At 71.1% G+C, this 12910-nt stretch carries 11 protein-coding genes; 6 read left to right on the forward strand and 5 right to left on the reverse strand.

What is annotated here, in order from left to right:
- Positions 1–14: 14 nt before the first annotated feature.
- Positions 15–989, forward strand: coding sequence for a TetR family transcriptional regulator (locus LY12_RS20520; RefSeq protein WP_301302989.1), 975 nt, complete (start codon positions 15–17; stop codon positions 987–989).
- Between the two features lie 159 nt (positions 990–1148).
- Here LY12_RS20520 and LY12_RS20525 read toward each other — a convergent pair whose 3' ends face one another.
- Positions 1149–2000: a M15 family metallopeptidase gene (locus tag LY12_RS20525; protein WP_308292152.1), complete on the reverse strand. Its 852-nt coding sequence runs from the start codon at positions 1998–2000 to the stop codon at positions 1149–1151.
- A gap of 452 nt (positions 2001–2452) precedes the next feature.
- Between LY12_RS20525 and LY12_RS20530 the strand changes: the two genes are divergently transcribed.
- Positions 2453–3916: an MDR family MFS transporter gene (locus tag LY12_RS20530; RefSeq protein WP_253859027.1), complete on the forward strand. Its 1464-nt coding sequence runs from the start codon at positions 2453–2455 to the stop codon at positions 3914–3916.
- 68 nt (positions 3917–3984) lie between these two features.
- On the opposite strand, the gene LY12_RS20535 is transcribed toward LY12_RS20530, so the two are convergent.
- The 3 genes from LY12_RS20535 to LY12_RS20545 all read right to left on the reverse strand — a co-directional run bounded on the left by LY12_RS20535 (position 3985) and on the right by LY12_RS20545 (position 7737).
- Positions 3985–5583, reverse strand: coding sequence for a flavin-containing monooxygenase (locus LY12_RS20535; RefSeq protein WP_253859028.1), 1599 nt, complete (start codon positions 5581–5583; stop codon positions 3985–3987).
- Complete coding sequence (locus LY12_RS20540) at positions 5580–6548, reverse strand: alpha/beta hydrolase (protein WP_253859029.1); 969 nt, start codon at positions 6546–6548, stop codon at positions 5580–5582. Before LY12_RS20540 ends, LY12_RS20535 begins: the two co-directional genes overlap by 4 nt.
- A 61-nt stretch (positions 6549–6609) precedes the next feature.
- On the reverse strand, positions 6610–7737 hold the full coding sequence (locus LY12_RS20545) for an NDMA-dependent alcohol dehydrogenase (protein ID WP_253859030.1): 1128 nt from the start codon (positions 7735–7737) through the stop codon (positions 6610–6612).
- Between the two features lie 221 nt (positions 7738–7958).
- On the opposite strand from LY12_RS20545, the gene LY12_RS20550 reads away from it, so the two are divergent.
- Positions 7959–9146 carry an AraC family transcriptional regulator gene (locus LY12_RS20550; protein WP_253859031.1) on the forward strand — a complete coding sequence of 396 codons (1188 nt, stop codon included), beginning with the start codon at positions 7959–7961 and terminating at the stop codon, positions 9144–9146.
- Positions 9147–9158: 12 nt separating this feature from the next.
- On the opposite strand, the gene LY12_RS20555 is transcribed toward LY12_RS20550, so the two are convergent.
- Positions 9159–9413, reverse strand: coding sequence for a hypothetical protein (locus LY12_RS20555; protein ID WP_253859032.1), 255 nt, complete (start codon positions 9411–9413; stop codon positions 9159–9161).
- A gap of 157 nt (positions 9414–9570) precedes the next feature.
- Here LY12_RS20555 and LY12_RS20560 point away from each other — a divergent pair, with 157 nt between their 5' ends.
- Genes LY12_RS20560 through pdxA form a run of 3 tightly spaced genes read left to right on the forward strand, consistent with a single transcriptional unit; the run spans position 9571 to position 12907 of the window.
- A complete protein-coding gene (locus tag LY12_RS20560; protein WP_253859033.1) occupies positions 9571–10584 on the forward strand; it encodes a 2-keto-3-deoxygluconate permease in 1014 nt (337 codons plus the stop codon).
- On the forward strand, positions 10581–11855 hold the full coding sequence (locus tag LY12_RS20565; protein ID WP_253859034.1) for a four-carbon acid sugar kinase family protein: 1275 nt from the start codon (positions 10581–10583) through the stop codon (positions 11853–11855). Before LY12_RS20560 ends, LY12_RS20565 begins: the two co-directional genes overlap by 4 nt.
- Positions 11852–12907, forward strand: coding sequence for a 4-hydroxythreonine-4-phosphate dehydrogenase PdxA (gene pdxA, locus LY12_RS20570; RefSeq protein ID WP_253859035.1), 1056 nt, complete (start codon positions 11852–11854; stop codon positions 12905–12907). The genes LY12_RS20565 and pdxA overlap by 4 nt, the downstream gene beginning before the upstream one ends.
- The last annotated feature ends 3 nt before the right edge of the window (positions 12908–12910 follow it).

Consider the following 12910-nt stretch of genomic DNA (forward strand, 5'->3'; position numbering starts at 1 on the left):
CTATCTTTCCGGTCATGGCCGACACCGCGTCGTCACCGTCCTCCCAATCGCCGCCGTCCTCCCAGTCGTCACCGTCCGCGCAGTCGTCATCGTCGGCGCCGGTGTCACACCCCGCCGCGTCACCGGCCGGGCGGCCGGAGCCGGAGTCACCGCGCCCGCGCGCGGGGCGTACCGCCGCGGGCAGGCGCAAGGTCCGCCGGAGCATCACCCGCGCCGCGATCGATCTGTTCCTCGCCCGCGGCTACGACACGACGACGGTGGACGACATCGCGGCGGCCGCCGGGGTCGGCAGGCGCACGTTCTTCCGCTACTTCCGATCCAAGGAAGACTCGATCTTCCCCAACCACGACGAGTTGCTCGCCGACATCGAACGCACCCTCGCCGAATCCGATCCTGCCGCGGAGGCGCCGGTGGACGCGGTGTGCCGGGCCGTACGACTCGTCCTCGACTCGTACCTCGTCGACCCGGACGTGTCCCTGAAGCGCTACCGGCTCACCCGCACCGTGACCTCGCTGCGGGACAGAGAGGTCGCGAGCGTCGATCGGTACCAGCGGGTGTTCACCCGCTTTCTGCGCGGGCGGCTGCACTCGGCGGGCGACCCGGCCGCCGACATGCGGGCGCCCATCATCGGTGCGGCCGTGGCCGCAGCGCACAACCACGTGCTGCGGCAGTGGCTGCACAGCGACGGGGAGGTGGATGCACACCGGCTCGCCGACCGGGCGTTCGCCATGGTCCGCCAGGCGAACCCGCCCTACACGACCGGTGCCGCCGACACCGGGACGCCGGAAGACGTGGGGACGGGACGGCCCCCGGCGCCGGCGGCCGGCGATGATCGCGCGGATGCGGCCGAGCCCGTGGTGGCCGTGCTGCGCAGCTCGGTCCCGGCCGACGAACTCGTCCGTCGGATCAACGCCGCCCTCACCGACGACGTGGCAGCCGCGGCGGGCACCGCCGACCCTGCGTCCGGCACGCCGTCCGGCACGGACTGAGATCGCGCAGGCGCAGTCGCCGCGCAGCCCGCACCCGCGTTCGCGGTCCACGACGGGAGGGTCACAAGGCAGGTGAGGCCTAACGGCACTGCGTGCCGTTAGGCCTCACATCGCGGATGTCCGTGCGACGGGACTGAGCCGTCCCGCCGACACGGGCGGTCAGTTCGCGGTCAGTGACCTCCGCGCCACGGGGAAGTCGAAGTAGGTGTCCGGGTACGGCTCGCCGTCGAGCGTGAAGTGCCACCACTCGAGCGGATAGTTCGAGAACCCGCCGTCGGCCATCAGCTCGCGCAGCAGGAACCGGTTCGCCCGGACGCGGTCACCGACGCCGGGCGCCTCGGTGGCCGCCAGTTCGTCGAAACAGTCGTAGCCCGTGCCCATGTCGATCGAATTGTCGGGGAACCGCTCCCCTTCCGGCGCGAAGCACGCGGTGAGCGGTTCGCCCGGCCGATAGGGGCGCTGCGGCTCGGCCGGCAGTTCCACGAGCGTCAGATCGACGGTGCTTCCCCTGCTGTGCCCGGACCGTTCGGCGATGTACCCCTCGGGGAACAGGCGTGACTTCTCGATCCGCGGGTAGAACTCGTCGCGCATGCGGTCGTTGCCGTCCTGCTGCGCCCAGCGGACGAAGTCGTCGACCGAGCGCTGCGGCCGGAAGCAGTCGTAGACCTTGAGCGTGTACCCCCGCGCGAGCGCCGCGCGCTGGACCTCGCGCAGCGCGTCCGCCGTCTCGCGGGTCAGCAGGCACAGCGGCTCGTGGTACCCGCGCACGCGGCGGCCGACGAAGTTGTGCGCCGTCGTGTACCGGATGTCGTGCCGGATGGTCGGATCGACGTCACTCAGCGCAACGAACGACTCCGGTGCGCGATCGCCGTCCCGGGTTTCGGCGGCACCTGCGGTCACCCCACTCAACATCATGCCGGCCAGCAGTGCACCGACCATCGCACCGGCGACACCGCGCCGCCGCCATCGACGTTCTCGCCAGGACCCTTTTCGCCGCGTGTTCAGCATCATCCGCGTTTGGTAGCACCGCCCGACGTGCCGGACAAGGTCCGTCCGAGCGACATTGCGGTCCATTGTGGACCAGCACGGACGGGCCGGCCCGCGATCACGGATGAGACACACGTCACCGGCCGTCCGCCGTGGGCGAAACGGGTTCGCGAGGGGTTCTGTCGGTGTGCCAATCTAGACTCGGGACCTGCGCTGGGTGAGCCGCCTCCGACCGATGGCGTCGCTCCACCGAGTCGAGCCGTTCGCCCGACGCACCGGAACGACGCCGCTCCGAAACGACGCCGCTCCGGAAACGACAAGGCTCTGGAACGACGACACCGCTCGCGCTGGGCGCATCCGCCCAGCGCTGCGGCCCACCAGCACCTCGCACCACCAGCAACCTCGCACCACCAGCAACGTCGAACCACCAGCACGTCGCACCACCGAGCACGCACGCCAGTTCACCAGGGGGATGTATGACCGACACTGCCCACACCGGCACCGACACCGCGGAGCCCGGGCAGCAGGATCGGCAGGCGGTGGACCCGAAGGCGCTGCTGCTCATCGGCGTGCTCGTCGCTTCCGCGTTCGTGATGATCCTGAACGAGACGATCCTGAGCGTCGCGCTGCGGCAGCTGAGTCAGGAACTCGGCGTCGCGACGACCACGGCGCAGTGGGTGACCAGCGGGTTCCTGCTGACCATGGCCGTGATCATCCCGACCACCGGGTTTCTGCTCGAACGCTTCACCCCGAGACAGGTGTTCCTCGCCTCGCTCGCCTCGTTCAGCGCGGGCACCCTGCTGTCGGCGCTCGCGCCGGGCTTCCCGGTCCTGCTCGCGGGACGGGTCGTGCAGGCGTGCGGCACGGCCGTGATGATCCCGCTGCTGATGACCTCGGTCATGCGGCTCATCCCGGAGAGCCGCCGCGGTTCGATGATGGGCACGATCGGCATCGTGATCGCGGTCGCACCCGCGCTCGGCCCCAGCATCGGCGGTGCGATCCTGTCCGGCCTCGGGTGGCGCTGGATGTTCTGGCTGGTACTGCCGCTGGCGATCGCGGCGTTGCTGATCGGCGCGCGCTGGCTGCGGCTGGACACGGAGACGCGGAAGGTGCCGCTCGACGTGCTGTCGGTGATCCTGTCGGCGCTCGGCTTCGGCGGCCTGCTGTACGGCCTGTCGTCGATCGGTGAAGGCGGCGGCGGGCACGCCGTGCCGCCGGTGCTGCCCATCGTCGCCGGCCTGGTGGTGCTGTCGGTGTTCGTGTGGCGGCAGCTGACGCTGCAGCGCCGCGAGCGCGCCCTGCTGGACCTGCGCCCGTTCGAGTCGAGGGACTTCGTCGTCTCGCTCACGCTGACCGGCCTGCTGTTCATGTGCCTGCTCGGGGTCGCCTCCATCCTCCTGCCGCTGTACCTGCAGACGGTGCTCGACGCGTCGGCGTTCGAAAGCGGGCTGGCCGTACTTCCCGGCGGTCTCGCGCTCGGGCTGCTGGGCAGGCCGGTCGGATCGCTGTACGACCGCATCGGCCCGCGGCCGCTGGTCATTCCGGGCACGGTCGCCATGGCGAGCGGACTCTGGCTGTTCACCACACTCGGCCCGGGCTCGGCCATCGCGACGGTCGTGATCTACCACGTGATCATGATGATCGGGCTCGCGCTGATGATGACGCCGTTGATGACGCAGGCGCTCGGTTCCCTCAGCGAACAGCTGAGCTCGCACGGCAGCGCCATCCTGGCCACGTTGCAGCAGGTGGCGGGCGCCCTCGGTACGGCGGTGTTCGTGACCGTCGCCGCGATCGCCAGCGGCGGCGGCGCAGGCCCCGACGCGGACGGGCTGCGCGTGGCGTTCATGGTCGCAGGCGCGATCGGGCTGATCGCGGTGGCGACGTCGCTGCTGCTGAGCAAGCACAAGTCGAGTTCGGCGGCGGGCGGCCACGGTCACTGACGGTTCGAACCGGCCGGTGCCCACTGCCGCGTGTACTGCGGCGGTGGGCACCCCTCACCTGCTCACCGTCAGGTGAGTTCGAACCCGTGATACCCGGCGACGGCCACGCCGTCGCCGATCTGCTTGTACGTGCCGACCCCACCGACGAACGGCATGAAGACCCGCTGCTTGCCGGGAATGTTCGCGCCCGTGTACCACGACGCGGCGCGCGGCATCAGGGTCAGCTCACCGACGTCGTTGGTCGTGTTCACCCAGTTGTCCTCGGCCTCGATGTCCGGCTCCATGCGGTGCCGGCCGCTCGCGCGCAGGTGTTCGAGCGCCGTGGTGACCCAGTCGACGTGGTACTCGATGGAGGTCATCATGTTCGACAGCACAGAGGGGCTCTGCGGCCCGGTGATCATGAACAGGTTCGGGAACCCCGCCGTCATGAGCCCCAGGTACGTACGCGGACCGGCCGCCCACTTCTCGGTGAGCGCGCCGCCCGTGCCGCGGATGTCCATGGCCGTGAGCGCGCCCGTCATGGCGTCGAACCCGGTCGCCAGGATGATCACGTCGAAGGCCCGCTCCGCGTCGCCGGCGACGATGCCCCGTTCGGTGAACCGCTCGATCGGCTCCTCGCCGAGGTCCACCAGGGACACGTTGTCCCGGTTGAACACCTCGAAGTAACCGGTGTCGACGCACATCCGCTTCGCCGCGATCGGATACGTGCGCGGAGTGAGCTTCTCGGCCGTCCCCGGGTCGTTGACCTTCGCCCGGATGCGCTCCCGCACGTACTCGGCGAGGGCCTCGTTCGCGTCGGCGTCGAACAGCACGTCCCGGAACGACAGCGTGAAGCACAGACCGCCGTCGGACCACCTGCGGTCGAGCTCACGGCGCACGCCGGCTGCGGGTGTTTCCGCGTAGTAGCCCGTCTCGTCCTCACCGCAGTGGAACCCCAGTCGGGACAGCCTGCTCTCCTCGCGGAACTCCGGATAACCGGGTTTGACCTCGTCGAGGCGTGCGGCGATCGGGCCGTTGTGCGCGGGTACGGCATACGACGGGGTGCGCTGGAACACCGTGAGCGACCCGACGTCCGGGGCGATCGCCGTGATCGTCTGCAGCCCCGACGAGCCGGTGCCGACGACCGCCACCCGCTTGCCCGTCAGGTCGACGCCGTCGTGCGGCCAGTTGGACGTCCAGTACAGCTCGCCGGCGAAATCCGCCATGCCCGCGAAAGCAGGCCGCGACGGCACGGACAGACAGCCCGTCGCGGCGATCACGAACCGGGCGGTCCGGCTGCGCCCGTCGTCGGTTCTCACCGTCCACCGCTCGGCGGCGTCGTCCCACCGCATTGCCTCGACCCGGGTGCCGAACGTGATGTCGCGCCGCAGGTCGTACCGGTCGGCGACGTGGCGGATGTAGTCGAGGATCTCCGGCTGCGACGCGTACCGTTCGGTCCAGTTCCATTCCTGTTCGAGGGTGCGGTCGAACGAGTAGGAGTACTCGATCGACTCGACGTCGCACCGCGCCCCCGGGTACCGGTTCCAGTACCATGTTCCGCCGACGTCGCCGCCCGCTTCGAGCACCCGCACCTCGTAGCCGGCCTGCCGCAGCCGGATCAGCTGGTACAGACCGGCGAACCCCGCTCCGACGACGATCACGTCGTGGTCGTTGCGTTCCTCGGTCATCGTGCGACTCCCGCCTGCTCCCGCTCGGTCCGGCGCTGGGCGACGAACTCGTTGATGTGACGCGACACGAGCCGAATCCCCTCCTCGTATCCGGGGAGGATGCCGGCCATCTGGAAGAACGCGTGCATCTGGTCGGTGGCTTCCTCCAGTGCCACGGGTACGCCCGCGGCTTCCAGTGCACGCGCGTACGCCACTCCCTCGTCGTGCAACGGGTCGTACCGCGCGACGTACACGAGCGCCGGCGGCAGTCCGGTGTGGTCGGCCGCCCGCAGCGGCGACGCGTCGGGGTTGGTCCGGGCGGCCTCGTCCGGCAGGTAGTGGTCCCAGAACCACCGCATGGTCTCGCGATTCAGCAGCAGCTGGTTCTCCGGGGCCACAGAGGATGGTGTGTCGAGGTCGCAGTCGGTCACCGGGTAGACGAGAGCCTGGTAGTCGACCGTCGGACCGGATCGGTCACGGGCCCACAGCGTCATGACCGCGGCGATGTTCCCGCCCGCACTGTCCCCCGCGACGATCAACGGTGCACCGTCGGGCGCCAGCTCCCCCGCGTGGCCTGCCGCCCACCGCAGACCGGCATAGCTGTCGTCGATCGCCGCGGGGAAACGGTGTTCCGGCGCCTTGCGATAGTTGACGAGCACCACGGTCGAGGACGTCAGGTTCGCCAGCCGCCGCCCGAGATGGTCGTACTGCAGATCGATGTCGCCGATCACCCAGCCGCCACCGTGGAAGTACACGATGACCGCCTGCGGTTCGGCGGGCCGCAACACCCGCATCCGGAACCGGCCGCCGTCACCGTCGGAGAGCTTGAGGTCGGTCACCTCCGTCACCTCGGGTCCGGGACCGCTCATGCCGGCGAAGATCGGCCCGCTCATCCGCGCGATCGCGGGCGTGGACTCGTGGATCGGTGGCGTTCCGGACTCGGCGAGCTGAGCCAGGAACGCCTGGGACGGACCGTCCAGCGGCATGTCGGAACCTCCTGCGAATCGGGCCGTACGGGATGTCCGCGGTAATGGGGCGAGGACGGCGTCAGGTCTCGTCCTCGGGGAACAGGACGAGACCGCGGAGGTTCTTACCGTCGGCCAGGTCCTGATAGCCCTGGTTGATGTCCTCGAGGCGGTACGTCGACGTGACGAGCTCGTCGAGCTTGAGATGCCCCGACCGGTACAGGTGCAGCAGCCGCGGAATCGTCGTCCGCGGGCCGGCGCCGCCGAAGATCGCGCCCTGCACCCGCTTCTGCAGCAGCGTCAACTCGAAGAGGTTGAGGGAGACGTCGGTGTCACGGAAGTCGCCCATACCGGTCACCACGACCTGGCCGCCCTTGCCCGTCATGTCGAGCGCCTGCTGGATGTGCTCACCGCGGATCTCGCCCACGGTGACGATCACGACCTCGGCGCCGCGGCCCCAGGTCAGGTCCGGCACCTCCGCGGCGGCCTCCGCCGCGGAGGCGTACACGTGGGTGGCGCCGAAGTCGAGCGCCGACTTGCGCTTGTACTCCACGGGATCGATCGCCAGCACCTGTCGCGCTCCGGCGAACACCGCGCCCTGCACCGAGTTGATCCCGACACCGCCCACACCCATCACGACGACGGTGTCGCCGGGCCGGACGTCACCGATCTCCGTGGCCGAGCCCCACCCGGTCGACACGCCGCAGCCGAGCAGCGCCGCCTTGTCCAGGGGGATGTCCTTCTCGATCCGCACCACCGACGATTCGCTGACCGTCACGTACGGGGAGAACGTGCCCAGCAGGCACATCTGCACCGCAGGCCTGCCGCCGACGTGCGCGCGGAACGTTCCGTCCGCGATCGCCCTGCCCGTCAACAGGCCGGCACCCTCGTCGCACAGGTTCTGCATCCCGGACGCACATGCCGGGCACGTCCCGCACGCCGGGACGAACGCCAGCACGACGTGGTCGCCCTCCTCGACCCCGCGCACCCCGGGGCCCACCTTGGTGACCACGCCCGCGCCCTCGTGTCCGCCGACCACCGGCAGGAACGCCACCGGGCTCGCACCCGACACCAGGTGGGCGTCCGAATGGCACAGTCCCGACGCGGCCAGGCGCACCTGCACCTCCCCGGCCACCGGGTCACCGAGTTCCACGTCCGAGATCTGCCACGGAGCGCCGATTTCTTCGAGGACTGCCGCCTTCACCTTCATGCGATCTCCCGTACGTCGATGGACAGGCGTGAGGTCGTGCGGGCACCCCGCCCCCACGGCCTGTGATCCGAGTCACGATCCCCAGGTCAACGTACGATCTTCCGGCGCGGCAGCCATAGCGCGATCGCGGCCACAACCGCGCCGTTCCGGCCATGCCGCACTCTCGCGGCCGCACCGGCGTGGCCGTTGACGCGTGATTCGGGCTCGGCGAAACTGGCCGGATGGATCCCGGCAGCGCTGCCGACGTTGTTCCACCGACCGCCGATCACTCCGGCCAGCAGCACACCGCGAGCCCCGACCCGGATAGCCGCGCCGCGAATGGACGTGACCGGGAGGGCCGTGCCGCAGAGCATCGCGACGCCGCCGTTGCCGACTCCAACCGGGTGATCGCCGCCATCGCCGACTCGTGGGATCACCCGCGGACGATGGTGGGCGTCTCTACCCTGCTCGACTGGGCCGCCGAGCACGGGCTCGACCGGCAGGCCCTGCTCGACGGCTCGCACGTCGAACCCGCGCTCCTGCCCGATCCGGTCGCGTTGATCGAAGCCCGCCAGGAACTCGCCGTGATCCGCAACCTCGTCCTCGCATGCGGCGACCGGCCGGGACTGGGTGTCGACGTCGGTGCCCGCTACCACCTGACGGCGTACGGGCATTTCGGCTATCTCCTCGCGACGTGCGGTTCGGCGCGCGAGATCGCCGAGCTCGGCCTGCGCTACATCCTGCTGACCTTCGCCTTCTCCACGATGACGGCCCACATCCGCGACGGGGACGGCTACGTGCTGGCTTTCGACGCCGACGACGTGCCCGCCGACGTCCGCCGGTTCACCGTCGAACGCGACGCCGCGGCGACGATGCAGGTCCAGCGCGAGGTGTTCCCGGGTGCCGGCCGTGTCCCGCTGCGGGCGGCGCGGTTCGCGTTCCCGCTCGACCGGCCCGGCGACGCCGCGGCCTACCGCAGGCATTTCCGTGTCCCGGTGTCGTTCGACGCACCACGTACGGAGCTCGTCTTCGACGCCGCGTACCTCGACCACGTCCCGCCGATGGCCAACCGGCACACGGCCAAGCTGATGACGGCCGAATGCGAACGCATCCGCACCGAACGCCTCCACCGCACCGGGGTGGCCGCGCGGGTGCGGGCGTTCCTGCTCGACCAGACGTCGCTCGACCTGACCCTGGAGACGGTCGCCGAACGGCTGCACTACGCACCGCGCACACTCCGCAGGCACCTCGAAGGTGAGGGCACGACGTTCCGGATGATTCTCGACGAGGTACGGCGGGTCGTCGCCGAGCAGCTGCTGCACGACCCGTCGGTGCCCCGCTACGAGATCGCCCGGCGCCTCGGTTACCAGGACTGGTCCAGCGTGGCCCGCGCACGCCGCCGGTGGTCCGGCCGCACCGCGGTGACCTGACGAGCCGTCCGGTCACCGCTCCCGGCGAGCGGGCGGAACCCACGCCGGAGCGAGCGCGAGCTGTTCGACCCGTTGGCGCACCAGCGAAATGTGATCCCCCCCCCCGTCGAGATCCGTCCTGCGCGCCGAGGTGGACAGCTGGCGGGGATGCTTGCGGTACCACAGCGTCGGCGCGTCGAGCACGACTCCTTCGGCGACCGCGGACGCGGCCATGAGCAGACCCGTGTCCTCCATACCGAACAGCGGCCCCGGAATCCCCAACACCATCCCTGGAATGCGCAACACGGGCCCCGGGATGCGCAACACGCGACCCCGGGGCCGGGGGTTCCCTCGCACGGCGTAGTGTGCCATCTTGTCCGTACAACTTATGCGTACAAGTTCTCGGCGCGGGATGCTCGCGCCGGATGCCGACAAGGAGGCCGGCGTGAGCGACCAGGAAACTTCGCGCGTCCCGATTTTCGCGACGATGCAGCGGATCCCCGGCGGGCTGATGCTGATCCCGCTGATCCTCGGGGCGATCATCGGCACGTTCGCATCCGGTGCCCTCGAGATCGGCAGCTTCACCACGGCCCTGTTCGCCGACAGCGCGCTACCGCTGATCGCGCTGCTCATCTTCGCCACCGGAACTCAGGTGAGCGCGCGCACCGGCGGGCCGATCCTGGCGACCGCGGGCACCCTGCTGCTCACCAAGAGCCTCATCCCGGCAGGACTGGCCGTGCTGCTCGGCCTGTTCGTGGGCCTCGACGGCATCTTCGGCATCTCACTGCTGGCGCTGCTCGCCGCGGTCGACAACAGCAACGGCGGCCTGTGGCTCGCGTTCACCGGCCAGTACGGCGACGAGCGCGACCGCGGCGCCTACCTCGCCAGCGCGATCAACGACGGCCCGTTCCTGACGCTGCTGTTCCTCGGCGCGTCCGGGCTCGGCGACATCCCGGTGCTGGCCCTGGTCGGTGCGATCGTGCCGTTCCTGCTCGGTGTGCTCGTCGGCAACCTCGACGCCCAGTGGCGCAAGGTCGTCGCCGGAGTGCCGAACGTCGTCATCCCGTTCTTCGCCTTCGCGCTCGGCACCGGTATCGACCTCGGCGACATCGTCACCGGCGGCGTCAGCGGCCTGGTGCTCGGCGTGATCGTCGCACCGGTCACGGGCTTTCTCGTCTACCTCGGCTACCGCTTCCTGCTGCGCCGCGGAAAGGCGTCCGGCATCGGCTTCGCCGCGGGCACGACGGCGGGCAATGCGATCGCCACCCCCGCGGTCGTGGCCGCCGCCGACCCGACGTTCCAGCAGTACGTCGGCACGGCCACCGCGCAGATCGCCGCGTCGGCGCTCGTCACGGCGATCCTGGCACCCTCGATCGCAGCGTTCATGCTCAAACGCTCCGGGGCGCTCGTGAAACCGGCCCCGGCCACGGAAGCCGCCGGATCGGCCGAACCCGCATGACCGGCAGCGCGGAACCCGTTGCCCCGCGACGCCACCGCCCGCACGACGTCGTGATCGTCGCCGACGACGTCACCGGCGCCGGCGACACCGCCGTGCAGTTCGCGGAGGCGGGCTGGACGGCCGAGTTGCGGCTGCAACCGGGCACGAGCGAGGCCCAGGTCGTCGCCGTGAGCAGCGACTCGCGTGCGTGCCCGGCTTCCGACGCCGCAGCCCGGGTCCGGCGGACGACGGCCGAGACACCGGGTGTGCGGATGTTCAAGAAGATCGACTCCACGGTGCGGGGCCCGATCCGTGCCGAGGTCGACGCGTTGCTGGAGGAGCTCGGCCCGGAGGCGGTCGCGGTCGTGTGCCCGGCGTTCCCCGGAGTGGGCCGCACCGTCGTCGACGGCACGGTGCTGGTCGACGGCGTGCCCGTCGGCGACACCCCGGTGGGCCGCGACCCGGTCACCCCGGTGACCGAGAGCCACCTGCCGACGCTGCTCGGCGCACCGCGGGTGCGGCTCGACCCCGCCGGCGATCCGGCGGAATGGGCGACCCGGGTCCGCGAGTCCGGGCCGGTGGTGGTCGTCGACGCCGCGACCGATGCCGACCTCGACCGCATCGCACACGCCATCGGCGCCCTCGGCGACGACGGACTGCCGGTCGGGGCCGCAGGCCTGGCAGGCGCGCTCGCCCGCCGGTGGCGCCCGTCCACTCCCGCCGCACCCGTGTCGGCACCCGCACCGGCCGACCCCGGCGGCACGGTGCTGGTCGTCGTGACGAGCCTGCACGCCGCGGCTCGCACACAGGTGCAGGCGCTGCTCGACGGCGGCGCCACACACCACGAGCCGACCCCGCACCAGCTGCTCGACGACGACGCGTGGCAAGCCCTGCTGGACAGCCTCCCCGCCGCAGCCGCGACCGGCGCGGACACCGCACGGCCACGCACGATCGTGCTCAGCGCCCCGGAACGGGGTGAGACCCGGGTGCCGCCCGACCTCGTCGCGCGCCGCCTCGCCGAGGCCGCGGCCCGGCTCGTCCGGACCATCACACCCGCGGGCCTCGTCGTCACCGGCGGCGACGGTGCCCGCGCCCTGCTGGCCGGCCTCGGCAGCAGCGGCATCCGGCTCGACACGACCGGCACCGGGGCCGGAGCAGGCGTCGCGACGGGCACGGTCGTGGCAGGCCCCGCCGAAGGACTGCCGATCGCGACCAAGGCCGGTGGTTTCGGCGAATCCGACGTGTTGATCACGGCCGCACACGCGGTCCGCAGAAGAAGGAGTGACCGTTGACGGCAGCGACACAGCCACAGGTGCCGACCCTCGCCCTCACGCTCGGCGACGTCGCAGGCATCGGCCCCGAGATCACGGCACGGACCCTGCTGACCCACGACGAGCTCCGCGGCAGCTGCCGCCCCGTCGTCGTCGGCGACGCCGACGCGTTGCGCCGCGCGGTCACCGGCGTCCTCGGTCTCGACCCCGCCGTCGTCCGCGTCGTCGACCGCCCCGCCGATGCGACGAACGAGCCCGGCGTCATCGAGGTCGTCCAAGAAGGACCGTCGCTGGCTCACGTGCCCTACGGCGAACTCAGCCGCGACGCCGGTGACGCCGCGGCGCGGTTCGTGACGCGGGCGTGCGCGCTCGCACGCACCGGCGAGGTCGACGGCATCGTGACGGCACCGCTGAACAAGGCCGCGATGCACGCCGGAGGGCACCCGTGGCCCGGCCACACCGAACTGCTCGCGCACGAGTTCGGCGTCGACAACTTCAGCCTCGTCCTGTCGGCCGGTGAACTGTACTTCTTCCACCTCACGACACACGTGTCGCTGCGCGACGCGATCACCGGCGTCGACGCCGAGCGCACGGACAACGTGCTGCGGCTCGTGGGCTCGTTCGCCGGTGCGCTCGGCAGCCCGGACGAGCCCATCGGCGTCGCCGGTCTCAACCCGCACGCCGGCGAGAACCGGCTCTTCGGCGACGAGGACGCCGACGTGCTGGAACCGGCCGTGCAGCGCGCCAGGGCCGCCGGCATCAACGCCGTGGGACCGCTTCCCGCCGACGCGCTCATCCCCCAGGCCGTCGGCGGGAAGTGGCGCTTCGTCGTCGTCTGTTACCACGACCAGGGGCACGCGCCGTTCAAGGCGGTCTACGGCGACGACGGCGTGAACATCACGGTCGGACTGCCCGTGGTGCGCGTCTCGGTCGATCACGGCACCGCCTTCGACATCGCGGGCAAGGGCATCGCGCGCGAGGCCAGTCTGGTACTCGCCGCGCGCCGCGCCGCCGAGCTCGCACCCGGCTGGCATCAGGTGTGGGAGACGGCGCGGACGGGGGCGACGTCGTGACCG

The organism is Prauserella alba, assembly GCF_024171735.1.
GTDB lineage: Bacteria > Actinomycetota > Actinomycetes > Mycobacteriales > Pseudonocardiaceae > Prauserella > Prauserella alba.